The following is a 26,997-nucleotide window of genomic DNA, read 5'->3' as shown; positions in this document are numbered from 1 at the left end:
TCTACCGGAACGGCGGCTCGTTGAACGCCCGAAGCTTGCGGCTGTGCAGCCGGTCGCCTTCGGCGCGCAACCGGTGACATGCCTCGATACCCATCTGCAAGTGCGCCGCGATTGCTTCCTCGTAGAACTGGTTGGCCTGCCCGGGCAGCTTGATTTCGCCGTGCAGTGGTTTGTCGCTCACGCACAGCAATGTGCCGTAGGGAACGCGGAAGCGATATCCCTGCGCGGCGATGGTGGCGCTTTCCATCTCGATCGCGATCGCGCGGCTCTGCGAGAAGCGCTTTGCCGAACGCGAATAGAGAAGTTCCCAATTGCGGTCGTCGGTGGTGACGACGGTGCCGGTGCGCATCCGCTGTTTGAGATTGGCGCCCTGCGTTCCGGACACTGCCTCGGCGGCCCCGGCAAGGGCCTGCTGGACCTCCGCGATCGGCGGGATCGGGATTTCGGGTGGCAGCACTGCGTCGAGGACGTTGTCGTCGCGCAGGTAAGCGTGGGCGAGGACGAAATCGCCGATCTTCTGGCTCGAGCGCAGGCCGCCGCAATGCCCGATCATCAACCAGCTGTGCGGGCGCAGAACCGCCAGGTGGTCGCAGATCGTCTTGGCGTTCGATGGGCCGACACCGATGTTGACCAGAGTGATCCCCGACCGGTCCTCGCGCTGGAGGTGGTAGGCGGGCATTTGGTGCTTGCGCCACGCGCTTTCGGAATAATGGGTCGCGGCGCCATCGGTCCGCTCGGACAGGCTCAACCCGCCCGCACCGGTGAGCTTGGTGAACCCGTCGTCGCCGATCCGCTGGGCGGCCCAGTGCACGAATTCGTCGACGTAGCGGTGGTAGTTGGTGAACAAGATGTAGTTCTGGAAATCGCCCGGTGGCGTGCCGGTGTAATGCGCGAGCCGGGCAAGCGAGTAATCGGTCCGCAACCCGTCGAACAGCATGAGCGGCATCCTCGACCCGAACAGTCCGAACTCGATCCCGTCGGCCAACTCGTCACCGATCAGGGCGAGGTCGGTCGCCGGGAAATGATTGGCCAGTTCCTGCGGCGCGATCCCCGCCATGGCTGCGCCCTGTTCGCCATCGAGCACGTAGGGGAAGGGGATCTCCTGGCGCGAGGCCGCGACATCGACCTCGATCTCGTAGTCCTGGGCGATCAGCTCGAGCTGTTCGCGCAGATAGTCCGCAAACAGGTCGGGACGAGTGATCGTGGTCGCATAGGTACCCGCCTGTTCGAGGCGGCCATAGGCGCGGCTGCGATCGGTCGGTTCGCCGCGTCCGCGATACACCAGTCGCAGTTCGGGATAGGCGTAGGAGCCGTCCTTGCGCTTGTCCGGCGAGGGCAGGGTTCCGTCAGCAGCGTAGGCGAGAATGTCTTCGCGCAGCGTGGCGGTGGACGCGTCGTAGATCCGCGTGAGATCGGCAAGGATTGAATCGAAACTCTTCATGGCCAGCCACTAGCGCCTGCCCGTGACAATTCAAGGGCGACAGGTTGCAGGATGGCGACGAGAAAGGGGCGCGATCCTGCGACCGCGCCCCTTCGTTTACTCGTCTGCGAGAGTGTCGGGCTCGCGCCCGTCAGCTCCTTGCTCAGGAAGCGTCGCTGTCCGGAGCGGTCGCTTCGATCTTCGCTTCGGTGACCGACATGTCGTCGGGCGTGCTCACGCCGTCCTCGAAGAGCTCGCTCGGGATTTCGCCCGGCTCGAGGTTCGGATCGATGGCATTGGCCGCGGCCATTTCCTCGATCTCGGCCTGCTCGTCTTCGAAAATCTGCGCGAGGACGTCGACGCCCTGGCTCTGCAGTTTGGCTTCGTCGTCCGAGCGGGCGACGTTGGCCTTGACGGTCACGTGCACCTCGGGGTGCAACGCGATGGTCACGTCGTGCATGCCGATCGTCTTGATCGGGTGGCCCATGATGACCTGCTTCTTGTCGATCTCGTGACCCTTGTCGGCGAGGCCGGCAACCACGTCACGCACGTTGACCGAACCGTAAAGCTGGCCAGTGTTCGACGAGGCGCGGATCATCACGATCTCGGTGCCGCCGACCTTTTCGCCCTGCTTCTCTGCGTCGGTACGCCGCTCGGCGTTTTCCTGTTCCAGACGCTCGCGATTGGCCTCGAAGACCTTCTTGTTGGCTTCATTGGCACGGAGGGCCTTCTTCTGCGGAAGCAGGAAGTTGCGCGCATAGCCGTCCTTGACGGTGACGACGTCGCCGATGCTGCCGAGCTTCTCGACGCGTTCGAGGAGAATGATATCCATGGTGCTTCTCCCCTTACTTCACGATGTAGGGCAGCAGGCCGATGTGACGCGCACGCTTGATCGCCTTGGCGAGTTCGCGCTGCTTCTTGGCACTGACTGCGGTGATGCGGCTCGGTACGATCTTGCCACGTTCGGACATGAAGCCCTGCAGCAGGCGCACGTCCTTGTAGTCGATCTTGGGAGCATCGTTACCCGAGAACGGGCAGCTCTTGCGGCGGCGGAAAAACGGGCGGGCCATCAGTCGTCTCCACGGTCCCCGCGACGCTTGCGGTCGCGGTCGTTCTTGCGCATCATTACCGAGGGGCCGTCTTCGTGTTCGTCGACACGGACGGTCATGTAACGGATGACGTCTTCGTTGATACGGGTCTGGCGCTCGAGTTCCTCGACGACCGTGCCCGGTCCGTCGATGTTGATCATCACGAAATGCGCCTTGCGGTTGCGATCGATCTTGTAGGCGAGCGACTTGAGACCCCAGGTCTCGGTCTTGGTCACCTTGCCTTCATTCGCTTCGATGATTTCGGTGGCTTGCGCCGCCAGCGCGTCGACCTGAGCCTGGCTCAGATCCTGACGCGCGAGGAAGATATGCTCGTACAGAGCCATCCTTGCGTCCTTTCAATTGCTGCCGATCGCTGGCTTGTCCGCGCGGATCGCGGGGCCCCTCCGGCTTTCTTCTTTCCCAGGGCAGAGCCGAAGGAAGGCGCGCACATAGCGGTATTGGCGGGGATTGCAAGGCTTGCCTTGGCCGATTGCGGCTGTCCGCATTGCCGCCTAGACCGCCGGTATGACGAACCCCACGCTTTACACCTGCGCCGGATCGCGCGGCCTTCGCGCGACATGGGCCGCCTGCGAAGCGGGCGCTACCATAGATCTCCAGATGCTCCCGTTCCCGCCGAGGATCAAGGCGCCGGAATATCTCGAACGCAATCCGCTGGGCACGATACCGCTGCTGGTGGATGGCGAAACGCGGATGACCGAAAGCTGCGCGATCGCGCATTACCTTGCAGTCAGGGCGGGGGCGGACGGTCTCGTGGTGGCGGCGGACGAACAGGATTACGGCGCATATCTCGATTTCACCTATCATGCCGATGCGACGATAACCTTCCCGCAGACGGTGTTCATGCGCTTCGCGATATTCGAGAAGGAACGCGGTCTGGCCGAGGCTGGCGAGGCTTATGGCCGTTGGTTCCACAAGCGGCTCGTCAAGCTGGAAGAGCGGCTGGCGACGCGCGAATTCCTGTGCGCTGATCGCTTCACCGTGGCCGATATTTGCTGTGGCTATGCCCTGATCCTCGCCGAGAAGGTCGGGCTGGACGACGGTGTGCCTGACAGCCTCAGGAAATATCGCGAGCGACTGGTGGCGCGGGCCGGGTATCGCGAGGCGGTGGCACGCGAGAAAGCCGCAGCGCCAGCATCTTAGCCACACGTTCCGAACGCACCCGGTTTGACCGCAGGGAATGTTTTCGGGATAGACCGCAGCCCTCAGGCGTAGGGTGACCCGAGCGCCGAGGCGCAATCAAGGAGAATGACGTGCCCGGTGGACTGGTAGCCCTGCTCGACGATATCTCGGTCATCGCACGCGTTGCGGCGGCCTCGATCGACGATGTCGGCATCGCGGCGGGCAAGGCCGGAACCAAGACGGCCGGCGTCATCATCGACGATGCGGCCGTGACGCCCAGCTATGTGACCGGCCTCAGCCCCGCGCGCGAGCTGCCGATCATCTGGAACATCACCAAGGGCAGCCTCAAGAACAAACTGATCTTCCTGCTGCCGGGCGCGCTGATCCTGAGCTGGCTGTTGCCGAGCGCGATCACCTATATCCTCATGCTCGGCGGCTCCTACCTGTCGTTCGAGGGCGCGGAAAAGGTGATGGAGAAGCTGAGCGGCACCAAGCACGGCAAGACGCTGGAGGACCCGATCGAGGATCCTGCAAAGTTCGAAGCGCAGCGAGTCAACGGCGCGATCCGCACCGACCTCATCCTGTCGGCGGAAATCATGGCGATCGCGCTGAACGAGATCGCTTCGGTGACCGACAACTTCCTGACCCGGGCGCTCGCCCTCGCGGCCGTGGCGATCGCCGTGACCCTGGTGGTCTATGGCGCGGTAGCGATGATCGTGAAGATGGACGATGTCGGCCTGCACCTTGCGAAAAAGGAATCCTCCGCGGCGCGCAAACTCGGCCGCGGGCTTCTCCATGCCATGCCGCGACTGCTGGTCGCGCTCAGCTTCATCGGCACGATCGCGATGCTGTGGGTCGGTGGGGGGATCATCATCCATGGCACGCATGAGCTTGGATGGGATGGGCTTTACGATATCGCGCATGGCGCCGAACACGCGGTCGCCGAAGCGACAGGCTCGCTATCGGGGGTTCTCGGCTGGCTCGCCTATGCAAGCGTTTCAGCGATCGTCGGCCTGGTGCTCGGCTTCGTCATAGTGCTCGTGCTGCACAAGGTCTTCGGCTTTGGCCATGGCCCGGGCAAGGAAGCCGAGGCCCACTGACTTTTCAGGAGAGGCGCGCGTAGAGGTCCTGCGCGAACGCGGTCAGCGTGTCGTCGCGCGCACCCATGACCACGATCCGGTCTCCCGGTCCGGCAATCTGCATGATCCGGTCGCCGCAGGCCTTGCGCGTCGGAATGTGTTCGGCATGGCTGCCGGCATCCTCGATCAGCCGGACGATCCGTTCGCTGCCCTCGCTGCGATCGGTCGTGCCGCCGAAATAGACCGGATCGGAGAAGATCACGCGGTCGCCTTCGGCCAGTTCGCTTGCGAACGTCTGCGCCAGTTCATCGCCCATCTGACGCAAGGGACCGTAGCCATGCGGCTGGAAGAAGGCGATGACCCGGCCGGGATGCTGTCGCAACGTGCGCAAGGTTGCCGCGCATTTCTCCGGGTTGTGGCCGAAGTCGTCGATGACCGTGATCGCGGCGTGATTGGTGCCGATGATGTCGAACCGGCGGGCGAGACCTGCATAGCCCGCCAGCGCCTCCACCGCGGCAGCCACGGGGACGCCCGCGGCGGCGGCTCCGGCGATGGCGGCCAGCGCATTAGAGAGGTTATGCCTGCCTGGCACGTTGAGCAGCAGCGAATGCTCGCTCCCGTCGTGCCGGTCCACGACCATCGCCGCCTGCCGCACCGGCCCTTCGGCGATGCTGCCCGCAACGATGCCGATCTGCGCCTTGTCCTGCTCGATACCGAAGGTGATGACCTCCTTTGCGCGGGGCAGCAATGCGAGCGCTTCCGCATCGTCGGCGTTGATCACGCCGATCCGGCTGCGGTCGAGATAATCGCCGAACAGCTGGCGCAATTCCTCCATGCTCTTGTGGTCTAGGCTGACGTTGAGCAGCACACCCACTGCCGGGCGATAAAGGGCGATGGAGCCGTCGCTCTCGTCTACTTCGGACAGGTAGATGGCGTTTCCGCCGACGACGGAGCTGGCATAGGGTCGTTCGGGCGAAACGAAGTTCTTCATCACCGCGCCGTTCATGATCGTCGGGCTGCGGCCGGTCGCCTCCAGGATCCAGCCGAGCATACCGGTGACGGTCGATTTGCCGCTCGTCCCCGCCACCGCGATCCCGGCGCCACTGGTGTTGAACAGGATGGAATTGAGCTCGGCGCGTGTCATCCGCAGGCAGCCTAGATCCTTGGCGGCTTTCACTTCAGGAACCGTATCCTCGATCGCCGCGCTGGCCACGAGGACCTGGTCGCCGGAGACGATCCCGCTGCCGTCTTGCGGGTGAAGCGCGAAACCCTGCTGCTCGAGCGCGGAGAATTTTTCGGGCGTATGCCCCTGGTCGTAGGCGCGATCGCTTCCCGCCACGGTGCATCCGCGGCTTTTCAGGATCTGCGCCAGCGGCAACATGCCGGACCCGCCGATGCCGCAAAAGAAGAAGGGTCGTGCAAAAAGCTGTTCGGGCGTGGGAAATTCGCTCATTGGCGTCAGGTATTGAGTTGTGCGCGCCAGCACAAGCTGGCTACACAGCCGCAATGAGCCGCATCGCCATCTGCGCTCCCGCCACGCCGATCACCCGCGAACACGCGGCGGCGCTGGAGGAGCTCGTCGCCGCCGAGTTTCCGCAGCATTCGGTCTGGTTTCACGAACAATGCTTCGAAAAATCGGGACATTTCGCGGGGCCGGACATCCGCCGGATGGAGGCACTGGTCCAGTGCGCCAACGACCCCGGCTTCGACATCGTCTGGTTCGCCAAGGGTGGTTATGGTTCGAACCGCATCGCACAGGCCGCGATCGCGCGGATGAACGATGCCGCGCGCGAGAAGACCTATGCCGGGTTCTCCGACTGCGGATACCTCCTGGGTGCGCTTTACCGTGCGGGAATAGGCCAGCCGGTCCACGCATCCATGCCCGCCAGTGCGCGCAGCGAGCGCGGGCGCGAGGCGGTGCGCCGCGTGCTGCGCTGGTTCTCGGGCGACAACAGCGGGCTCGAACCGTCGCTCGACGGGCAGACGCCGGCCGTCGCTTTCAACCTCATCACCCTGTCGATGCTGTCCAACGGCCCGATGATGCCCGATCTCACGGGCCATGTCGTCATGGTCGAGGAAGTGAGCGAGCACCTCTATGCCGTCGATCGGCTGTTCTTCCAGCTCAGCAATGCGTTGCCGCGCGTTGCTGGCTTGCGCCTGGGTGCGGTCAGCAACGTGCCCGAAAACTACACCGACTTCGGCCAGACGCCGGAACAGATCGCCAAGTTCTGGTGCGACCGCGCAGGGATTCCCTACCTCGGCCGGGCGATGATCGGCCACACGGCGGACAACCGGATCGTGCCCTTCGGCCTTGCCAGCCCCGCGGCGGGCCAATAGGCGCGCCGGCCAAAGGAGACGCAGATGAGAGCTTTCGTTTTTCCGGGACAGGGCAGCCAGAAGGTCGGGATGGGGGCGGACCTCGCCGAAGCGAGCACCATCGCGCGCGAGGTTTTCGAGGAAGTCGACGACGCGCTCGGCCAAAAGCTGTCGGCAATTATGCGCGATGGGCCGGACGACCAGCTCACCCTCACTGAGAATGCGCAGCCCGCGATCATGGCCAATGCCATTGCGACCCTGCGCGTGCTTGAAAAGGAAGGCGGAATCACGCTCGCCGACAAGGGTGATTGCGTCGCCGGGCACAGCCTCGGCGAATATACGGCCCTGTGTGCAGTCGGCGCGTTCTCGCTCGCCGATACGGCGCGGCTGCTGAAGCTGCGCGGACGGGCGATGCAGGCGGCGGTACCGGTGGGCGAGGGTGCGATGGCCGCCTTGCTCGGCGCCGACATCGAGAAAGCGCAGGCACTTGCCGATGCGGCCGCCGAAGGTCAGGTCTGCACGGTCGCGAACGACAACGACCCGACGCAGGTCGTGATCTCCGGCCATGCGGAGGCGATCGAACGCGCCATCGCGCTCGCCAAGGAGCACGGGATCAAGCGCGGCATCAAGCTGCCCGTTTCCGCGCCTTTCCACTGCCCGCTGATGCAGCCGGCTGCCGACGCCATGGACGAGGCGCTGGCGGCGACACCTCCGGGGGCGCTGAGATTGCCGCTCTATGCAAATGTCACGGCCTCGCAGGTCACCGACCCGGAAGATGTTCGGCGATTGCTGGTCGAGCAGGTGACGGGCCGCGTCCGTTGGCGTGAAAGCGTGCTTGCCATGACAGGGGCGGGGGTCGAACACTTCGTCGAACTGGGCGGCAAGGTTCTCGGTCCGATGATCGGCCGGATCGCACCCGACGCCGCCGTGACCAGCGTGGTCACGATGGACGATATCGAAGCACTGGCGGAGGAGATCGGATGATGTTCAGCCTCGAAGGTAAGACCGCCCTCGTCACAGGAGCGAGCGGGGGCATCGGCTCCTCGATCGCCTATGCGCTGGCGAAACAGGGCGCCCGGCTGGCGCTGTCCGGTTCAAATCCTGCCAAGCTGCGCGCTTTCCGCGAACAGCTGAACGACGAATTCGGCCATGATCACGTGGAGATCACCTGCGATCTTTCCAACACGACCCAGGTCGAGGAGCTGATCCCAGCGACGGTCGATACGCTCGGTCGCATTGACATCCTCGTCAACAACGCCGGCATCACGCGCGACAACCTCGCCATGCGGATGAAGGACGAGGAATGGGACGAGGTCATGCGCATCAACCTCGAGGCGAGCTTTCGCCTGATGCGCGCCAGCGCTCGCCCGATGATGAAGGCAAAAGGCGGCAGGATCATCTCCATCACCAGCGTCGTCGGCCACACCGGCAATCCCGGCCAGATGAACTACGTCGCCGCCAAGGCAGGCCTGACCGGAATGAGCAAGAGCCTCGCGCAGGAGCTTGCCAGCCGCAACATCACCGTAAATTGCGTTGCGCCGGGCTTCATCCGCACCGCGATGACAGATGCTCTGACCGACGACCAGAAGGCCGCGATCAACAGCCGCATCCCGATGGCGCGGATGGGCGAGGGAGACGAGATCGGCGCCGCAGTGGTCTTTCTCGCCAGCGACGAGGCCGCCTATGTCACCGGGCAGACGATCCACGTGAACGGCGGCATGGCGATGATGGGCTAGGCCAGCCGGCCCAAACCGTCATTTATCCCCAAGGAATCCGGCACTGCACGCCCTGCGGCTTGCCCGCATAGGCCGCTCCGCTAAGGTTTACGGACCAATTCCGGCGCTACGTGGCGATTCCGGCCACGCGGGCGCAGCAGGGTACAAGAGAAGGGACCCATGAAGGCCACCATCGAACGCGCGACGCTCCTTCGTTGCCTCTCCCACGTCCAGTCCGTCGTCGAGCGGCGCAACACCATTCCGATCCTGTCGAACGTGCTGATCGACGCGGACACGAACGGGTCGCTGAAGGTCATGGCGACCGACCTCGACCTGCAAGTGGTCGAGAACATGGCTGCGGCCAGCGTCGAGAGCCCCGGTGCGATCACCGTCTCGGCGCACCTGCTGTTCGACATCGCCCGCAAGCTGCCCGACGGTAGCCAGGTGAGCCTCGAGACCGCCGACAACCGCATGGCGGTGAAGGCCGGGCGCAGCCGCTTCTCGCTGCCGACACTGCCGCGGGACGATTTTCCCGTGATCGTCGAGGGCGATCTGCCGACCAGTTTCGAGATTCCGGCGAAAACGCTGGCCGAGCTGATCGATCGTACGCGGTTTGCGATCTCCACCGAGGAAACCCGCTATTACCTCAACGGCATTTTCCTGCACGTCTCGGACGAGGACCAGCCCGTGCTCAAGGCTGCGGCCACCGATGGCCACCGCCTCGCGCGCTTCACTCTGCCGCGCCCGGCCGGCGCCGAAGGCATGCCCGACGTGATCGTGCCGCGCAAAGCGGTCGCAGAACTGCGCAAGCTGCTCGACGAATCGCTCGACGGAAACGTGCAGGTCGACCTGTCGGCGAGCAAGATCCGCTTCACGCTCGGCGGCGAGGGCGGCGTGGTACTGACCAGCAAGCTGATCGACGGGACGTTCCCCGATTATTCGCGCGTTATTCCAACGGGTAACGACAAGCTGTTGAAACTGGATCCGAAGAGTTTCTACGAAGGCGTCGATCGCGTGGCGACCATCGCCACCGAGAAAACCCGTGCCGTCAAGATGGGTCTGGAAGGCGACAAGGTCACGCTTTCGGTCACTTCGCCCGACAACGGCACGGCGGCCGAAGAAATCGCGGCCGATTACAGTGCCGAACCGCTGGAGATCGGCTTCAACGCCAATTACCTCAAGGACATCCTCAGCCAGATCGACAGCGACACCGTTGAATTGCACTTGGCCGATGCCGGTGCGCCGACGCTGATCCGCAAGGACGACAAGTCGCCGGCGCTTTACGTCCTGATGCCGATGCGCGTCTGACACTCGCCAGAATTGCCGGGATCGGCTAGCACTCCTTCCAGAGGAGATGCCGATGCCGATCCAGGTCCATGTTGCCCGCGATGATCTGACCAAGCTTCAGCCGGTCGAGCAGGATGCTCCGGCGCTGGCCGATGGCGAGGTTCTGCTGGCGGTCGAGAGTTTTTCGGTCACCGCCAACAACGTGACCTATGTCGTGGTCGGCGACATGGTCGGTTACTGGAACTTCTTCCCCGCGCCCGCAGGCAAGGGCATCGTTCCGATGTGGGGTCACGCGCGCGTTGCGGAAAGCCGCCATCCCGATATCGCCGAGGGCGAGCGGGTCTACGGCTACTTGCCGATGGCCTCGCACCTCGTAGTCCAGCCTGGCAAGGTCTCTGCCAGCGGTTTCGTCGACGCGGCCGATCACCGCCAGCCGATGAGCCCGATCTACAACCAGTATTCGCGGCTCGCGGCAGATCCCGAACACGATCCGGCGCGCGAGAACGAGCGGATGATCTTCGGACCGCTATTCAAGACCGGCTTCCTGATCGAATACTTCATGCGCGGCGAAGACTGGTTCGGCGCCGAGCAGGTCGTCCTCACCAGCGCGTCCTCGAAGACGGCGATGGGTCTGGCAAGCGTGGCCAGGGCCAAATCCCCGGCGATCCGCCGCATCGGGCTGACGTCATCGGGCAATGTGGATTTCGTGAAGAATTCCGGTCTCTACGACGAGGTCGTCGCCTATGACGATGTCGGCTCGCTAGCTGACAAGCCTACGGTCACCGTCGATTTCGCGGGCAACGCCGTGCTGCTCCGCCGGTTGCACGAGCATTTCGGCGATGCGCTGAAATACTCCTGTCTCGTCGGAGTGACGCATATCGACGACAGGGGCGAAGGGATGGGCGCAGGGCCGAACCTGCCCGGCCCGACACCGACGCTGTTCTTCGCTCCCGACCATGCGGTGGCACTGTTCAAGGAACTGGGGCCGGAAGAAGCCGGGCGACACATGGCGACCAGCTGGAAGACCTTCCTGGCGGACATCGGCAACGCGATCGAGATGAAAGTCCATGACGGGCTCGATGCGGCCGCCTCCATCTTCGCGAAGATGGTCGGTGGCGAGGTCGATCCCGCCACCGGCGTCATCATCAAACCCTAGTTCGTCGGATCAGATCGCCACTGCGATCTTGCCGAAATGCCGGTTGGCTTCCTGATGCCTGAAGGCGTCGGCGAGCCGTTCGAGCTCGAACGTATCGGAAATTATCGGCTTGATGCCGTTCGCCTCGATCCCTGCAATCATGTCGAGCTGTTGTGCGCGGCTCCCCACGGTCAGGCCCTGGACGCGAAGGTTCTTCGCCATGAGCAGCGCGGTCTGCACCGGGCCGGCAAAGCCTGCGAGCACTCCGATCAGCGCGACGTGGCCGCCAACGCGTGTCGCCATCATCGACTGGTCGAGTGTGCCGGCGCCGCCAATCTCGACGACGCAATCGACGCCCCTGCCGCCGGTTATCTCGAGCGCCTTTGCGCCCCAGGCCTCGACTTCCTTGTAGTTGATCAGGTGATCGGCCCCGAGGTCCTTCAGCCGTTCCAGCTTTTCGCCAGCCGAACTGGTGGCGATCACCGTCGCGCCCGCAGCCTTCGCGAATTGCAACGCGAAGATCGAGACGCCGCCCGATCCCTGCACCAGAACGGTATCGCCGGGCTTGATTGCATTGTCGACGAACAGGGCTCGCCAGGCCGTGAGCCCCGCGCAAGTGAGCGTAGCCGCCTCGGCCGCCGAATATCCGTGCGGCACGCGGGTGAACCAGGTCGTCGGCGCGGTTACCGTTTCACGGGCGTATCCGTCGATGCCATCGCCGGGTACGCGGGTGAAAGCCGTCTGCGGTGGTCCGCCGTCCAGCCACTCGGGGAAGAAGGTCGAGACGACCGGGTCGCCGACCTTGTAGTCGGTCACCCCGTCGCCGACCGCCACCACTTCGCCCGCGCCGTCCGACATCGGGATGCGGCCCTGCTGCGCGGGGATCATCCCCTTGACCACGGCATAGTCGTGGAAGTTGAGCGAACTCGCCTTCAGCGCGACGGTGATCTCCCCCGGTCCGGGTTCGGAGGGGCTGTCGATGTCGACGAATTCCAGGGCTTCGAGAGTAGAGGGCGTCGCGCCGGTGCGGATAGCCTTCATTCTGCTGCCTCCGCCAGTTCGGCGCGTTGGGGACCGCGAATAAGCCCGCCGGGCGTGTCCCCGGTCCATTCGCCCTCGCGGAAGGTGACGACGCCGTTCTTGATCGTCGCGACATATCCTTCCGCCTTCTGCAGCAGGCGCTTGCCGCCTGCGGGCAGATCGAAGGCGAGCCACGGCTTGCCGAGCTTGAGGCGGTCCATGTCGATGATGTTGAGATCGGCGAGATAGCCGGGCGCGATGATCCCGCGATCATCCAAGCCGTAAAGCCGTGCGGTGTCGAGGCACTGGCGCTTGATCGCGTTCTCGAGCGTGATTGTCTTGCCGCGCTTGCGATCACGCACCCAATGTTCGAGCATGAATGTGGGCGATGCCGCATCGCAGATCGTCCCGCAGTGAGCGCCGCCATCGGAAAGCGAATTGACCGTATCGTCGCTATGCTGGAGCGGCAGGAGGAATTCGAGGTCGCCATCGGCATAGTTGAGGATCGGGAAGTAGATGAATCCCTTGCCGTCGTCGCGGCACAGCATGTCGTAGGCATATTCCTGCGGATCGATGCCGGCGGCATTGGCACGGGCGTTGACCGTCGCATCCTGCGGGGGCTCGTAATCGAAGTCCTCGTCCATCTCGAACATCAGGCCCCACCCGTTGGTGAGGGCAAAGATGACCTCCTTGGTATCTTCGGCGACTTGCGAATAATCGTTCGCCTCGGCGAGCAGGCTGGCCTTGAACTCGGGATCGAGCAGGCGGGCTTTCTTCTCCTCCCACGGCAGATCGGCCATGGCCTGCCAGCTCGGCCGCAGGACGAAGGGATTCACCGTGCCCTGCCAGGCCATGATGATGCCATTGCCGCGGAGGGCGATCTGGGCGACGATGTTCGCGCCATTGTCGTTCTGGGCGCGCATGTTGGAGATCTGTTCGTCGAGCGACTGTTCCTTGGCGATCGACTGAAGGGCGGCGAAAGTGACCGGCAGGCCGGTTTCGCGGCTGAGATTGCCCATCCATTCGAACTCGTTCCATTCGCGGCGAAGATCCGAAGCCATCTCGAACACGCCGTGGCCCGCGCGGCCCATGGCCCGGCCGAGTTCGACCAGTTCTTCGGCGGTCGCCGTCGTTCCGGGTACGAGCACGCCGTTGACGTCCTTGTGCAGCACGGTGCGGCTGGTCGAGAAACCGAGTGCGCCTGCGCGCACGCCGTCCTCGACGATCTGGGCCATCTGCGCGATGTCGTCCTCGGTCGGGACGGCACCGGGCTCCTCCCGGTCCTGCAGGACGTAGGCGCGGACTGCGCCATGCGGCACGTGGGTGCCGATGTCGACCGTTCGCGGCAGCTTCTCGAGCGCGTCGAGATATTCGGGGAAGGTTTCCCAGTCCCAGGTGATTCCCTCCGCGAGCGCGGTGCCCGGGATGTCCTCGACCCCCTCCATCAGCTGGATCAGCCAATCGTGCCGATCGGGCCGGGCAGGGGCGAAGCCGACTCCGCAATTGCCCATGACGACGGTCGTGACGCCATGCCAACTCGACGGGGCCATTTCCTGGTCCCAGGTCGCCTGGCCATCGTAATGGGTATGGATGTCGACGAAGCCCGGAGTGACGACATGACCGCCCGCGTCGATTTCTTCGGCAGCATCGCCGCTGACCGAGCCTACCTGCGCGATGAGGCCGTCCCTGATCGCGATATCGCCGGTGAATCGGTCATCGCCGGTTCCGTCGACGATGGTGGCATTGCGGATGATCAAATCGAATGCAGGCATCTCTCTCTCCATTTCTTATTGAAACCTTGTTATCATAGCCTGTGGAGCGACGCCAACTGGAGAAAACAGCTATGACGCCGAGCTGGAATCCCGACCCGACGAGCGGCATTTCGATCGCCGAGGTCGAGGCGAATGGCCTTGCTTTCGAGGTCGCGCAGGCTGGCGAAGGGGACCGGCTTGCGCTGCTGCTGCACGGTTTTCCCGAATTGCATTACAGCTGGCGACACCAGATCCCGGTGCTGGCGCAAATGGGTTACCGGGTGTGGGCCCCGAATCTGCGCGGCTACGGTGCGAGCGACCGGCCGGAAGGGATCGAGTCCTATCGGCTCGATACGCTGGCGCAGGACATCGCCGGACTGATCGACGCGAGCGGCGCGAAGGAGGTGACCCTGATCGCGCACGACTGGGGTGCGCTGATCGCCTGGCACTTCGCGATCAAGAAAGTGCGGCCACTGCATCGCCTGGTGATTCTCAACGTGCCCCATCCCAAGTGCGCGCAGCGCGAGCTCAGGACCTGGCGCCAGCTGAAGAAGAGCTGGTACATTTTCTTCTTCCAGCTGCCGCGCCTGCCAGAGCGGATGCTGCTGAAGGACGAAGCGCAGACCGTGGTCGAGGCGTTCCGCGGGTCGGCGATTCACAAGGACCGGTTCACCGAAGCGGCGCTCGAACCCTATCGCCAGGCGGCGCTGCGACCGGGCGCTGCGACGGCGATGGTGAATTACTACCGCGCACTTCTGCGCCGCCCGGACGCACGCCGGATCGGCGATGGTCGGGTGGACGTACCGACGCTCGTCCTGTGGGGCGAGCAGGATGTCGCGATCAGCATCGAGGTGCTCGACGGGATGGAGGACTATGTCGAAGACCTGACGGTGAGGCGCTTTCCCGATGCATCGCACTGGGTCCAGCAGGATGTGCCGGAGAAGGTCAATGCGGAACTGATGGCTTGGCTGGAAACGCGCGGCTAGGCGCTTGCACGCTCCGGCATGCGAACACTGAACAGAATTGCCAGCCCGATCAGGAACAGCACCGAGATCGAACCGAATCCGATCCGCTGGTCGTTAAACCAGAGGGTGAAATATTCGACCAGCAGCGGGCCCATCCAGACGGTGATCGTCCCGGCGATGGCATACAGTCCGAAGAACTCGCCGCTGCGGCCGGGCGGGGCGAGTGTCACCAGCATGGCCCTGCTCGACGAGATGCTGGCCGTGGCGGTGATACCGATGACCGAGACGAGCGAGAGATAGAACAGGTCGGCGCGGGTCTGGAAGAAGGGCCCGCTCCACACCTGTTCGTTGGCGACCAGGCCGAACAGCAAACTGTCCTGCGTCACGCTCAATTGCAGCACGAGCGTGACGACCATCACCACGATTTCGAGGATCAGGGCGTTCTTCACACCGATCCTCGTATCGAGCCAACCGCCGAGGATACCGCCCCCGAAGGCCGATGCACTCGCCAGGATGGCGAAGCATAGCATTTCGAGAAATCCCCACTCCAGGAACAGCGCGACATAGACCGCGCCCAGCGCCAGCAATGCTGCCATCGCGTCGGCGTAGAACATGCGCGCGACGAGGTACTTCATCAGTTCGCGGTATTGCGCCGCGGCCCTTATCGTCCGGACGACGCTGCGGATGCCTTCGGCAAAGGCCAGACGCCAGCTTGCACCCGGTACGCCGGGGTCGCGGGCATTGAGGAAGAACGGGATCGAAAAGACCGCCAGCCAGACCGCGCAGATCGGGCCGACCAGTCGCGCATGCTCGAACTTCGCGAGATCGAGCCCGAATGCAGGGGCCGCCAGCGGCCACTGCATCGTTGCCGGCAGCACGAACAGCAGGGCAATGGCGACGAAGATCAGCGTGGCGGCCAGATTACCCAGTCCCAGGCCCAGGCCCGAGATCATCGACAGGCGGTCGGGCGTGCCGGCAACAGCCAGCATCGAATTATGCGTAACCTCGGAATAGGTGAAGGAGACATAGGCGACGACCAGCAGCGCCATGATAGCCGGGATCGGCAGCCCCTGACCGCCCGGCATCGCCCACCAGAGCATGGCGGAGCTTACGACGATCGCGCTCAGGAACACGGCGAGCAGGGGCTTCAGCCGCCCTCCGCGATCGAGCGCCGCGCCGAGGAATGGCGCAGTGAGCGCGGCGATGAAGCCTGCCCACTTGGTCACCGAAGCGATGGTCGCCTGTCCGGTCGCATTGGCCGTCTTCAGCGCCTCGTCGGGAGACATGCCGGCAAGATCGCCGCTCGCGAGGAGGTCAGCCCCGATGATGTCGCGCGCGAAATAGGGCGCGAAAATATAAATGACGACGAGGATGTAATAGGGATTGCGCGCCCATTCGAAGATCGCCCAGGCAAAGCCTGTCCGGCCGAGCGCGCCGCCATCACCGCGCGATTGCCTCGCGCCGTCCAAAACGATTTTCGGGTCGGTTTGCGCCGTGTCCATGGAAGATTCCAGCGCAGCGCCCGATCAGGCGGCGGCGCGGGCCTCCGCCTCTGGCGAGTCCAGAAACTCGCGGATCGTGCGAATGCTCTGCTCCTCGTGGGTCAACAGGAACAGGTGCCCGCCGTCCTCGATCTCGACCAGCGTAGAATTCGGGATCAGGCTGGCGAGGATCTTGCCGTTGATCGGCACGACGATCTGGTCGTCTCCGCCCATCATGATCAGCGTCGGCTGCTTGAGGAAAGGCAGGCCGGGTACGCTCGTCCAGCCGAGCATGGCAAGCAGCTGGTAGAAATAGCCGCGGGGGGTCGGCGGAGTGAGGCGGCCGATATGCGCGTCCTTGGGCCGGGCCTTGTCGATCGCGCCGCCATAGAGCGTCTGGAAGTGCTCGTTCATGAACTTGGGATCGATGTAGCGGCGCGGGTTCGCCATCTTGGTGAGCGCGGCCGGATTGCCGGGCACCATCAGCATCCCGGCGGTCGTGGCGCAGAGGACTACGCGGCGGACACGCCCCGAGTGCTGCAGTGCGAAGTGCTGCGCCATGGCGCCGCCCCAGCTCACGCCCATGACGTCAACTTCGGAAATGCCGAACTTGTCGAGGATTTTCGCCGCCGTCCAGCTCATGGTGAAGGGGTTGTACGGCACGGTCGGCTCGGGTGAGCCGCCGACGCCGGGCATGTCGAACATGATGAAGCCGCGATCGCTCAGCGCTTCGGCGAGCGGGGAGACGGCCTCGATATTGGCGCCGATCCCGTTAAAGAAAAGCACCGGAGGGTGATCGCTGGGTTTATCGAGCCGCCAGCGCGCAACGCGCAATGTCCGGCCTCCCGCCGTTTCCAGCGACATTTCGCCGCTGCCGATTTTCTGCGTCACGCAATCATCCTTCGATGTGGGGGAGGGGTCAGACTTCCTCGACTACATACTTTCCGGGGGCCGGGTCCAGCGGTTTGTAGTCGGCATTCCCCAGCTTGTCGGGTGCCGGGATCTTTTCGCCAGAACGTTTCTGGACCCATTCGATCCAGAACGGCCACCAGCTTCCGGCGACTTCCTCGGTCCCTTTCAGCCATTCGTCGGCGGTCGCGGGCAGTTTCTTCCTGCCGTCTTTCTGGACGTAATACTTTGCCTTGGGGTTGCCCGGCGGGTTGAGGATCGCCTGCATGTGGCCCGACTGGCTGAGTACATAGGTCACGTCCTTCGACCCGAACAACTGGGTCGACCGGTAGGTCGCTTTCCACGGGGTGATGTGATCGGTCACGCCGCCGAGGATGAACAGGTCGCTCGTCACCTTTGAAAGGTCGACTTTGTGATCGACCATTTCGACTTCGCCCTTCTTGGTGAAGGCCAGCGTTTCATAGATGTGCAGGAAGTCGCCCATCAGGCTGGCTGACAGGTTGGTCGCATCGGCATTCCAGAACAGCACGTCGAAAGCCGGCGGGTCCTGCCCGAGCAGATAGTTGTTGATGACATAGTTCCAGATGAGGTCGTTCGGACGCAACCAGGCAAAGCCGCGCGCCAGATCGTCGCCCTTGATGATGCCCGCCTTGGTGGCGCGCCGCTTGGCGAGCGCCAGGCCGTTATCGCTGATCAGCGAGCCGGCCTCGATGTCGTTCTGCTGCGGATGGAGCACGCAGACCATCAGCGTCAGTGCGCCGAGCAGGTCGTCCTTGTCGGCGGCCATCTTGCTCGCCAGCATGGAGGCCGTCTGGCCGCCGGAGCACCCGGCAGACACGTTCACCTTGTCGCTTTCGGTGATCTTGGCGACCGCCTCCATCGCCTCGCGGCAGGAGCGGATGTAATCCGCCATGTCCCACACGCCCTGTTCCTTGGACGGATTGCGCCACGAGATGACGAAGGTCTGGATGCCGTTGTCGAGCTGGTATTTGACGACCGATTTGTCCGGCGACAGGTCGTTGATGTACATCTTGTTGATCTGCGGCGGGATCGTCAGCTGGGGAACGGCGTGGACCTCGTCGGTGGTCGGCGCATACTGGATCAGTTCGAACATCTCGGTGCGCAGCACGACCGAACCTTTCGACGTCGCCACGTTCTCGCCGAGCTTGAAAGGCTTCTTGTCGACCTGGCTGACCATGCCCTTGTTGTGGACCATGTCGTCATAGGCGTTCTTAAGACCCTTGATGAGCGACAGCCCGCCTGAATCGATCGCGACCTTCTGCGCCGTCGGATTGCCGATCAGAGTATTGGTCGGCGCCACCGAATCGATGATAATATTGGAAATGAAGCGCGCACGATCGCGCTCGAGTTCGTCCAGCTCGAGATCCTCGAGCCAGTTGGACATGCCTTTCTGCACGGCGAGGTAATACTGCATCCCGGCCCGCATGAAGGGATTGTACTGCCATGCCTGATCCTTGAACCGCTTGTCTTTGGGATCGGGCGCAAGCTCGGACTGGCCGGTCATGATCTTGACCATGTCCATGCCCATCGCCTGCGCGTGTTTCATATTACGCTGGGGATTGGTGGCAGTTTCGCGGAGCAAGATCGCAACCGCGCCGATGATGTCCTCGCGGGCCAGTCCGACGAGCGGGCCGAGCGCGCTCGTCGATTGTGAGGCTTCGTTCTCCAGGTGGGTAGTCATCGGGTCATCCTCGTCATGTTTTTGTTTTGCAAACGGTTCGCGAAATGAACGCGCATGCTCGACGCAGCGTTCCGTCAGTTTCCGCGGGCCGCGATCATGCTTGCCACATCCACGAATTTCTCGCGCGGCGACCCGTCCCTGGCGGCCGCGTTCTCCGCTTCCTCGATCTTCTGCCAGTCGCGGAACGTGACGACGTCGAGCCCGCGTTCGCTTGCAAGCGCATCGAAGCCTGCGCGTCCCTGCTTGCCGCCGCGCCCGAGAACACCGGCTTGCGCGTCCTCGGCCACCTTGTCGATGACGTCGTAGCCATCGGGACGATTGGTGCCGATCGTCCCGGTCGGGCCGCGGCGCGCCCAGCCGACGCAATACATCCCCGGCAGGATCCGGCCGTCGTCATTGGCGAAGCGCCCCGCGCGCTCGTCGAATGGGACGTCCGCGATAGGCGAACTGCGATAGCCGATACAGCTGACGACCAGGCTTGCCGGGATGACGTAGTGTTCTCCCGTGCCGCGGGCGCGACCCGCTTCGACCACGGTGCGCTCGACCTCGACGCCGCTGACCTTGCCGTTCTCGCCGACGAAGCGCGTGGGACTGGCGAACATGTCGAACTCGATTTCGATCGCCTTGTCCGCGCGTTCGCTTTCCGGAATAGCGGCGAAATCGCGCAGCAAATTCACCGACTTGCGCAGTCCCGGCTCCAGGATCGCGTCGTCCGCCTCGGGCGGCAGGTCGCCCGGATCGACCCGCGGACTGGCCCGCTCCAGATGCATAAGTTCACCCAGTTCCTTGGGCGTCATCATGATCTGGTGAGGCCCGCGCCGGCCCACGATCGTGACGGTCCTGATTTTCGATGGGCGCAATGCATCGAGTGCGTGAGCCACGATGTCGCTGCCCGCAAATTCGTCCTGCGTTTTCGAAAGGATGCGGGCAACATCCAGCGCGACGTTGCCCATCCCGATGACGACCGCGTGATGCCCCGACAGGTCGGGGCCCAACCCTGCGAATTGCGGGTGACCGTTGTACCACCCGACGAAGGCGGCGCTGCCGAACACGTTCGCAAGATCCTCACCCTCGATCCCCAGCGCGCGATCGTTGGGCGCGCCGGTCGCGAAGATCACGGCATCGTAGAGGCCCTGCAGTTCCGCAACCGAAACGTCCCGCCCGATGTTGATATTGCCGACGAAGCGCACGTTCTCGCTCAGCGCCACTTTCTCGTATCTGCGCGAGACGCCCTTGATCGACTGGTGATCGGGAGCCACGCCGGTGCGGATCAAGCCGTAGGGCACGGGCAATTGGTCGAACACGTCGATCGCGACATCGTCTCCCCAGTGCTTTTGCGCGGCCTCGGCAGTGTAGTAGCCGGCCGGTCCCGAGCCGACGATCGCGATGTGACGCATAGGCTTTGTCTCGCCCTCTCTTCCCGTGGCGGACCATGGCGCGCAATCGGGCAGGTTTCAAGCCGACACGCGCCCCAAGCGCCTCTCACAATGGTTAAAACCGCCTTGCCGGTGTGCTTTGGAGAGCTCCGGAATTAGGGAAAAACTAACCCTTCCGTTCTACCCAGGGTTCACTGAAGTTTCACCGGGGGAAGTCGCAGTCATGGGCGAGATGCCTTTCAAGGGCATTTTTGACAGCCTGAAAGGGTCTGGAAGCAGTCGTGAGGCGCGGATCGGGCTCGGCTCGATTTCTGCCGACGACAAGCTGTCCATTATCGACGACCTCGAGAAGCTGGGCCTCGGCTGGTTCTGGGCAACCGACAAGGCGGGCCGGGTTTCCTATCTCAGTCCGATGATCGCCGAAGCGATGGGATGCGAACCCACCGATCTGCTCGGCAAGCCGATGCAGGCGCTGTTCGAAACCGACCAGGCCTCGGGCGGAGCCCGCTCGCTGTCGCTCAAGCTCAATGCCGGCAAGCCGTTCACCGGCCTCACCGTCCGGGCCAGCGGCGAGCGTTGCGATCTCGCTCTGAAGCTGTCCGGCAAGCCGCTGCTCGACAGGAGCGGGGATTTCCGCGGGTGGCGCGGAAGCTGCCTCGACATCACCGAGGAACGGCGCGCCGAAGAGGAATCGGAGCGCCTCGCCAAGTACGATTCGCTCACCGGGCTATCCAACCGGCACCGGATGGCGCAACGCATCGATTCCACGCTCAACGCCTTTCGCGCCGCAAAGCGCAATTGCGCGATCATGATGCTCGATCTGGACCGCTTCAAGCAGGTCAATGACACACTCGGTCACGCAGCGGGCGATGAACTGTTGCGGCAGGTGTCCTCGCGCTTGCAGCGGGTCATCGACGGTGGCTGCGAGATCGGGCGCCTCGGCGGTGACGAATTCCAGGTCATGCTTCCCGACATGGACGATCGCGGCAAGCTGGGCGAAATCGCCAAGAAGATCATCGAGATGCTTTCGCAGCCCTATTCGCTGGAAGAGGGCCGGGCATCGATCGGCGCATCGGTCGGCATCGCGATCGCGCCGCACGACGGCATCACGCGCGAGGAGGTTACTCGTTCCGCCGACCTCGCGCTCTACGCGGCGAAGGGCGGGGGACGCGGGCAGTTCCGCTTCTATTCCACCGATCTCGAGCACGAGGCGAACCTGCGCAAGCGCATGGAAGAAGACCTGCGCTCAGCGATCGACGGCGGCGAATTCTCTCTCGCCTATCAGCCGATCGTTTCAGCAGGCGCAAACCGCGTCGTCGCGCTTGAAGCGCAATATCGCTGGATCGACCCGGAGCGTGGCGAAGTCAGCCCGGCCACTTTCCTGCCGATTGCGGAGGGGAGCCGCCTGATCGTTCAGCTGGGCGAATGGGCTCTCAACCAGGCCTGCATGGAAGCCATGCAGTGGGAAGGCGAAATCAACGTCGCGCTCAACGTTTCGTCGGTACAGTTCACCACCGACGGCTTCGTGCAGAAAGTCGAAAAGGCCCTGAAGGAAAGCGGCCTGCCGGCCGAACGGCTCGAATTGCAGCTGTCGGAATCGGTTTTCCTCGGCGATGCCGGCAGCGCCGACAAGGTGCTGTCCGCGCTGTTCAAGATGGGCGTGCGCCTGACGCTCGACCAGTTCGGCGCGGGGTTCTCCTCGCTCAGCTACCTGCGCCGCGCGCCGTTCAACTCCATCAAGATCGGCGAGAAATTTCTGCTCGGCACGATGTTCGACGACAAGCCGGATACCGAGCTCATCAAGGCGATCGTCACGCTCGCCAAGGCGATGGGCATGGACACGATTGCCGACGGCGTGGAATCGATCGAACTGCTCGATCTCGTGGTCGCCTGCGGGGTCGCGCAGGTGCAGGGGTACGTTTTCTCCGACGCGCTCGACAAGGAGCAGCTCGACAAGGCGCTGAAGGGCGGCACCTGGCACATCGAACCGCTTGCCAGCGGTTCCCAGCGCGCCAGCCGGCGCACCGTGTTCCGCAAGGTCGGGCTGATCCACGAAGATCACTATTACGAAGTGACCATGCGTAATCTCTCGCGCAGCGGCTGCATGATCGAAGGCTTGCGCGATGTACCGCTGGGCGAGCAGTTCGTGGTCGACTTCGGCGGCGGGCAGCTGGCCGTCGCGACCGTCAAGCGTGCCTCCGAGGATACGCAGGGGCTCGAATTCGAACAGGAACTGGTCGACGACGGAGCCGGTGGCCTGTGCACGCGCCACCGTGTCTCGCCCTACGAGCTTGCAGCGGTCGGAGCCCCGCTCGAAGCGCTGCCTGCCGGCAGGTACACCGGGCTGCCTGCAGCGCAGGTCGCGAGCAAAAGCGTTCCGCGCTTCCAGCTGGTTCCGCAGCTGGGTTAAGGGTTCCGGGCCCCCGGCATCCGCGGTCTTAGCTATTTTCTAAGAGTTGCGCGGTAAGCGATCCCTAACCGCGACCTCTTGCGAACACCAAGAACGGAACGATCGAGTGCCTCGACCAAAGAATTCCATTTCAGGTCTGTTCGGAGCATTCCGCAAATCGTCACAGGACGGTTCCAAAAGCGTGCGCGAAAAGCAGCTGGCGACGATGCTGGATTGCGAATCCTCGGGACAGGTCTGGTTCTGGGCGGCAGACGCCGATTGTCGCCTCACCTATGTGTCGCCATTCGCCGCAGAAATACTAGGCAAGTCGACGGCCGACTTGCTCGGACAGCCGGTCGAAGTGCTGTTCCGCACGCCGGCGCACGGATCGGAAAGCTCGCAGGGCCGCAGCCTCACCTTTCAGCTGCGTTCCAAGGGCAAGTTCGTGGATCGGGAGTTTCCCGCCAACACCAACAGCCACGAGCGGTGGTGGTCGGTCAGCGGGCGCCCGCAATTCGATGCCGATCGGCAGTTCATCGGTTATCAGGGCCACGCCAGGGACGTCACTGAAGCCCGCCGCCAGCGGGCTGCCGCGCAGACTTCGGTGCGCCACGACAGCCTGACCGGATTGTCCAACCGCGCATACATGTCGCACCGGCTCGAAGCGCTGATGTCGACCTGCATGCTGACGGAACGCACCTGTGCGCTGATGATGCTCGACCTCGACCGGTTCAAGCAGGTCAACGATACGCTGGGTCACCAGGCCGGCGACGAGTTGTTGAAGCAGGTCGCGCAGCGGCTGCAGCGGGTCACCGAGGAACAGTTCGAACTCGGCCGGCTGGGCGGCGACGAGTTCCAGGTGATCCTGCCCGATGTCGACGACCGCGGCGTGCTCGGCCCGAAGGCCGACCAGATCATCCAGCTTCTCAGCCAGCCCTATACCATCCAGGGATCGAGCTGCGCGATCGGCGCTTCGGTCGGCATCGCGATCGCACCGTATGACGGTATCGATGCCGAGGAACTGACCCGCAGCGCCGACCTAGCGCTCTATGCGGCAAAAGAAGCCGGCCGCGGACAGTTGCGCTTCTATTCGAATGACCTGCATCGCAAGGCGCAGGAGCGGCGAGCGATCGAGGAAGAGCTGCGCGACGCTCTCCATCGCGGCGAGATGCAGCTGCATTACCAGCCACTCACCTGCCCGGTCGAAAACCGGGTGAAGGGCTTCGAGGCCTTGCTGCGCTGGGATCACCCTGTGCGGGGCCGCGTGAATCCCGCAACGTTCATCTCGGTCGCGGAAGAGACCGGCCTTATCCTGCCGCTGGGCGAGTGGGTCTTGCGCCAGGCCTGTGCAGATGCGGTGGCCTGGCCGGACGACATCCGCGTCGCGGTCAACGTCTCGCCGATCCAGTTCATGAACGAGAACCTGCCGACGGTCGTTGCCAACGCTCTCGCATCCTCGCAGCTCGAACCGTCGCGGCTCGAACTCGAGATCACCGAAAGCGTGTTCATCGGCGATTCCAAGGCGACCCGCGAGACGTTCGACTCGCTCAAGCGCCTGGGCCTGCGATTTGCCTTGGACGACTTCGGGACCGGATATTCCTCACTCGGCTATCTGCGCGATGCTCCTTTCGACAAGATCAAGATCGACCAGAGCTTTATTCGCGGGGCCGTGACAGAAGGCGGCCGGGGCAATGCTGCCATCATCGCCGCGATCGTCAGCCTCGCCGAGGCGCTGGATATGGACACCACGGCCGAAGGCATCGAGGCGATCGACGAACTCGACTTCATCCGCGAGCGGGGCGTGACGACGGTCCAGGGCTATGTCTACGGCCAGGCCATGCCGCAAGAGGAAGTGCTCGCAATGATCGAAGGCGGCTCCATCCGCATCGAGCCATCGGGGCCCGAGAAGTCGCGCTCGAACCGCCGGTCCATCCTGCGCAAGGTCGGTCTGATCCACGAAGATCATCGCTACGAGGTGACGATGCGCAACCTGTCGCAGACGGGTGCGCGGGTTCACGGGCTGGTCGACGTACCGGTGGGGACCGAGTTCGTCGTCGATTTCGGCGAAGGCCAACTCGTGGTCGCCAAGGTCCGCCGCTCGCAAGGGAGCTGGCAGGGGCTGGAGTTCGAGGAACCGCTGGTCAACGACGGCGGCGACGGGTGGTGCACTCGTCACCGGGTTTCGCCTTACGTGCTGGCAGCTGCCGGCATGCCGCTCGCCGCCTTGCCGCCGGGCGCCTATCCGCTGGTCGGCAAGGACGTAGGGGCGGGCGCAGATCGTCGACCGGCCTTGCCCGCCTTCAGCCAGGTGGACATCGCCGCCTGACGCGAAACACGATGTCTGCTGACAGGATGTATCCGGGCGGCTAAGGGCCGGCGCAAATGACCGACCTTTCCAAGATCCGCAATTTCAGCATCATCGCGCATATCGACCACGGCAAGTCGACGCTGGCCGACCGCCTGATCCAGTTCACCGGTGGCCTGACCGACCGCGAGATGAGCGAGCAGGTGCTCGACAACATGGACATCGAGCGCGAGCGCGGGATCACCATCAAGGCGCAGACAGTGCGCCTCAACTACACTGCCAAGGATGGCGAGACCTATGAGCTCAACCTCATGGACACGCCCGGCCACGTCGACTTCGCCTACGAAGTCAGCCGCAGCCTCGCCGCGTGCGAAGGCGCATTGCTGGTGGTCGATGCGGCGCAGGGCGTGGAAGCCCAGACGCTCGCCAACGTCTACCAGTCGATCGAGCACGATCACGAGATCGTGCCTGTCATCAACAAGATCGACCTGCCCGCCGCCGAACCCGACAAGGTTCGTGCGGAGATAGAAGACATCATCGGCCTCGATGCTTCCGAAGCCGTGCTCACCAGCGCGAAATCCGGCATCGGCATCGAGGATACACTCGAGGCGATCGTCGCCAAGATCCCGCCGCCCAAGGGCGACCGCGACGCACCGCTAAAGGCCATGCTGGTCGACAGCTGGTACGATCCCTACCTCGGCGTGGTCATCCTCGTGCGGGTGATCGACGGGGTTATCAAGAAGGGTCTGCACGTCCGCTTCATGCAGGGCGGTACGCAGCACCTGATCGACCGTGTCGGCGCCTTCACCCCCAAGCGCATCGACCTGCCGGAAATCGGCCCGGGCGAGATCGGCTTCATCACCGCGCAGATCAAGGAAGTCGAACAGGCCCGCGTCGGCGACACCATAACGACGGTGAAGGGCGGGGCGCCCGAAGCGCTGAAAGGCTACAAGGAAGTCCAGCCGGTCGTGTTTTGCGGCCTATTTCCCGTCGACGCCGCCGATTTCGAGAAGCTGCGCGAGAGCATCGGCAAGCTGCGGCTTAACGACGCCAGTTTCAGTTACGAGATGGAAAGCTCCGCAGCGCTCGGCTTCGGCTTTCGCTGCGGCTTCCTCGGCCTGCTGCACCTCGAGATCATCCAGGAGCGGCTGAGCCGCGAATACGACCTCGATCTCATCACTACCGCGCCCTCGGTCGTCTACCGCATCCAGCTCGGCCATACGAAGAACGAGGACGCAAAGGTCATCGAGCTGCACAACCCTGCCGACTATCCCGATCCCAGCCGGATCGAATCGATCGAGGAGCCGTGGATCAAGGCGGTGATCTACACGCCCGACGAGTATCTCGGCGCGATCCTCAAGCTGTGCCAGGACCGGCGCGGCATCCAGACCGACCTCACCTATGTCGGCGGACGCGCGCAGGTCACCTACGAGCTGCCGCTGAACGAGGTGGTGTTTGATTTCTACGACCGGCTGAAATCGATCAGCCGCGGCTATGCCAGCTTCGATTACGAGCAGATCGGCCTGCGCGAAGGCGACCTCGTGAAGATGAACATCCTTGTCAACAACGAGCCGGTCGACGCGCTATCGCTGATCGTACACCGCAACGTGGCCGAAGAGCGCGGGCGGGGCATGTGCGAGCGGCTCAAGGACCTCATCCCGCGCCACCTGTTCAAGATCCCGATCCAGGCTGCGATCGGCGGCAAGATCATCGCCCGCGAAACCATCGCCGCCCTGCGCAAGGACGTGACCGCCAAGTGCTACGGCGGCGACATCACGCGCAAGAAAAAGCTGTTGGAAAAGCAGAAGAAGGGCAAGGCGCGGATGCGGGAGTATGGCAATGTGAGCATCCCGCAGGAGGCGTTTATCGCTGCGCTGCGGATGGGGGAGGAGTAGGAAGCCTCCGGGCCCCAAGGACCG

22 protein-coding genes are annotated in these 26,997 nt (G+C 63.8%); 11 read left to right on the top strand and 11 right to left on the bottom strand.

Features of this window, described 5'->3' with window-relative positions; translation table 11 throughout:
* Position 1: 1 nt before the first annotated feature.
* From GRI48_RS02655 to rpsF, 4 genes are all read right to left on the bottom strand, one after another.
* On the bottom strand, positions 2 to 1,441 hold the full coding sequence (locus GRI48_RS02655; RefSeq protein WP_160671029.1) for an AMP nucleosidase: 1,440 nt from the start codon (positions 1,439 to 1,441) through the stop codon (positions 2 to 4).
* Positions 1,442 to 1,583: 142 nt separating this feature from the next.
* Positions 1,584 to 2,252 (bottom strand): 50S ribosomal protein L9, encoded by a 669-nt coding sequence (rplI, locus tag GRI48_RS02650; protein WP_160671026.1) that lies wholly within the window; start codon positions 2,250 to 2,252, stop codon positions 1,584 to 1,586.
* 13 nt (positions 2,253 to 2,265) lie between these two features.
* Positions 2,266 to 2,490: a 30S ribosomal protein S18 gene (gene rpsR / locus GRI48_RS02645; protein ID WP_034904833.1), complete on the bottom strand. Its 225-nt coding sequence runs from the start codon at positions 2,488 to 2,490 to the stop codon at positions 2,266 to 2,268.
* Positions 2,490 to 2,852, bottom strand: coding sequence for a 30S ribosomal protein S6 (gene rpsF / locus GRI48_RS02640; protein ID WP_160671023.1), 363 nt, complete (start codon positions 2,850 to 2,852; stop codon positions 2,490 to 2,492). The genes rpsR and rpsF overlap by 1 nt, the downstream gene beginning before the upstream one ends.
* Before the next feature lie 181 nt (positions 2,853 to 3,033).
* Between rpsF and GRI48_RS02635 the strand changes: the two genes are divergently transcribed.
* Together GRI48_RS02635 and GRI48_RS02630 are read left to right on the top strand one after the other, a co-directional pair.
* Positions 3,034 to 3,669: a glutathione S-transferase family protein gene (locus GRI48_RS02635; protein ID WP_160671018.1), complete on the top strand. Its 636-nt coding sequence runs from the start codon at positions 3,034 to 3,036 to the stop codon at positions 3,667 to 3,669.
* Between the two features lie 110 nt (positions 3,670 to 3,779).
* Positions 3,780 to 4,748 carry a DUF808 family protein gene (locus tag GRI48_RS02630; RefSeq protein WP_160671015.1) on the top strand — a complete coding sequence of 323 codons (969 nt, stop codon included), beginning with the start codon at positions 3,780 to 3,782 and terminating at the stop codon, positions 4,746 to 4,748.
* Between the two features lie 4 nt (positions 4,749 to 4,752).
* Here the strand turns inward: GRI48_RS02630 and GRI48_RS02625 are convergent, their stop codons facing one another.
* Complete coding sequence (locus GRI48_RS02625) at positions 4,753 to 6,180, bottom strand: glutamate ligase domain-containing protein (protein ID WP_160671011.1); 1,428 nt, start codon at positions 6,178 to 6,180, stop codon at positions 4,753 to 4,755.
* A gap of 53 nt (positions 6,181 to 6,233) precedes the next feature.
* On the opposite strand from GRI48_RS02625, the gene GRI48_RS02620 reads away from it, so the two are divergent.
* The 5 genes from GRI48_RS02620 (at position 6,234) to GRI48_RS02600 (ending at position 11,201) form a co-directional block, all read left to right on the top strand.
* Complete coding sequence (locus GRI48_RS02620) at positions 6,234 to 7,064, top strand: LD-carboxypeptidase (protein WP_160671008.1); 831 nt, start codon at positions 6,234 to 6,236, stop codon at positions 7,062 to 7,064.
* A 24-nt stretch (positions 7,065 to 7,088) separates the two neighbouring features.
* Positions 7,089 to 8,027, top strand: coding sequence for an ACP S-malonyltransferase (fabD, locus tag GRI48_RS02615; protein ID WP_160671005.1), 939 nt, complete (start codon positions 7,089 to 7,091; stop codon positions 8,025 to 8,027).
* Positions 8,027 to 8,779, top strand: a complete 753-nt coding sequence (gene fabG, locus GRI48_RS02610; RefSeq protein ID WP_160675276.1) for a 3-oxoacyl-[acyl-carrier-protein] reductase — start codon at positions 8,027 to 8,029, stop codon at positions 8,777 to 8,779. The genes fabD and fabG overlap by 1 nt, the downstream gene beginning before the upstream one ends.
* A 159-nt stretch (positions 8,780 to 8,938) precedes the next feature.
* On the top strand, positions 8,939 to 10,066 hold the full coding sequence (dnaN, locus tag GRI48_RS02605) for a DNA polymerase III subunit beta (protein WP_160671002.1): 1,128 nt from the start codon (positions 8,939 to 8,941) through the stop codon (positions 10,064 to 10,066).
* A gap of 52 nt (positions 10,067 to 10,118) precedes the next feature.
* On the top strand, positions 10,119 to 11,201 hold the full coding sequence (locus tag GRI48_RS02600; protein WP_160670999.1) for a DUF2855 family protein: 1,083 nt from the start codon (positions 10,119 to 10,121) through the stop codon (positions 11,199 to 11,201).
* Between the two features lie 9 nt (positions 11,202 to 11,210).
* On the opposite strand, the gene GRI48_RS02595 is transcribed toward GRI48_RS02600, so the two are convergent.
* Both GRI48_RS02595 and GRI48_RS02590 read right to left on the bottom strand, forming a co-directional pair.
* The gene (locus GRI48_RS02595; RefSeq protein WP_160670996.1) at positions 11,211 to 12,221 is read right to left on the bottom strand and encodes a zinc-dependent alcohol dehydrogenase family protein; all 1,011 of its coding nucleotides are present in this window, start codon (positions 12,219 to 12,221) and stop codon (positions 11,211 to 11,213) included.
* Positions 12,218 to 13,972, bottom strand: a complete 1,755-nt coding sequence (locus GRI48_RS02590; RefSeq protein WP_160670993.1) for an N-acyl-D-amino-acid deacylase family protein — start codon at positions 13,970 to 13,972, stop codon at positions 12,218 to 12,220. The genes GRI48_RS02595 and GRI48_RS02590 overlap by 4 nt, the downstream gene beginning before the upstream one ends.
* Before the next feature lie 71 nt (positions 13,973 to 14,043).
* On the opposite strand from GRI48_RS02590, the gene GRI48_RS02585 reads away from it, so the two are divergent.
* On the top strand, positions 14,044 to 14,937 hold the full coding sequence (locus GRI48_RS02585; RefSeq protein WP_160670990.1) for an alpha/beta fold hydrolase: 894 nt from the start codon (positions 14,044 to 14,046) through the stop codon (positions 14,935 to 14,937).
* Here the strand turns inward: GRI48_RS02585 and GRI48_RS02580 are convergent.
* The 4 genes from GRI48_RS02580 to GRI48_RS02565 all read right to left on the bottom strand — a co-directional run bounded on the left by GRI48_RS02580 (position 14,934) and on the right by GRI48_RS02565 (position 20,405).
* Positions 14,934 to 16,418 (bottom strand): MFS transporter, encoded by a 1,485-nt coding sequence (locus GRI48_RS02580; protein WP_160670987.1) that lies wholly within the window; start codon positions 16,416 to 16,418, stop codon positions 14,934 to 14,936. The two genes, GRI48_RS02585 and GRI48_RS02580, sit on opposite strands and share 4 nt — an antisense overlap.
* Positions 16,419 to 16,442: 24 nt before the next feature.
* Positions 16,443 to 17,288 carry an alpha/beta fold hydrolase gene (locus GRI48_RS02575; protein ID WP_337190755.1) on the bottom strand — a complete coding sequence of 282 codons (846 nt, stop codon included), beginning with the start codon at positions 17,286 to 17,288 and terminating at the stop codon, positions 16,443 to 16,445.
* Between the two features lie 28 nt (positions 17,289 to 17,316).
* Positions 17,317 to 19,008, bottom strand: a complete 1,692-nt coding sequence (locus GRI48_RS02570; protein ID WP_160670984.1) for a PHA/PHB synthase family protein — start codon at positions 19,006 to 19,008, stop codon at positions 17,317 to 17,319.
* A 74-nt stretch (positions 19,009 to 19,082) separates the two neighbouring features.
* Entirely contained in the window at positions 19,083 to 20,405 is a 1,323-nt protein-coding gene (locus tag GRI48_RS02565; protein ID WP_160670981.1) for an FAD-dependent oxidoreductase, read from the bottom strand.
* Between the two features lie 202 nt (positions 20,406 to 20,607).
* Here GRI48_RS02565 and GRI48_RS02560 point away from each other — a divergent pair, with 202 nt between their 5' ends.
* From GRI48_RS02560 to lepA, 3 genes are all read left to right on the top strand, one after another.
* Positions 20,608 to 22,794, top strand: a complete 2,187-nt coding sequence (locus GRI48_RS02560) for an EAL domain-containing protein (RefSeq protein WP_160670978.1) — start codon at positions 20,608 to 20,610, stop codon at positions 22,792 to 22,794.
* 181 nt (positions 22,795 to 22,975) lie between these two features.
* On the top strand, positions 22,976 to 25,099 hold the full coding sequence (locus GRI48_RS02555) for a sensor domain-containing protein (RefSeq protein WP_337190754.1): 2,124 nt from the start codon (positions 22,976 to 22,978) through the stop codon (positions 25,097 to 25,099).
* Positions 25,100 to 25,155: 56 nt separating this feature from the next.
* On the top strand, positions 25,156 to 26,973 hold the full coding sequence (lepA, locus tag GRI48_RS02550; protein ID WP_160670975.1) for a translation elongation factor 4: 1,818 nt from the start codon (positions 25,156 to 25,158) through the stop codon (positions 26,971 to 26,973).
* The last annotated feature ends 24 nt before the right edge of the window (positions 26,974 to 26,997 follow it).

It is taken from the genome of Qipengyuania oceanensis, assembly GCF_009827535.1.
Lineage (GTDB): Bacteria > Pseudomonadota > Alphaproteobacteria > Sphingomonadales > Sphingomonadaceae > Qipengyuania_C > Qipengyuania_C oceanensis.
Note: the sequence above shows the minus strand (reverse complement) of the source record. Positions and strands in the feature narration are given on the sequence as shown.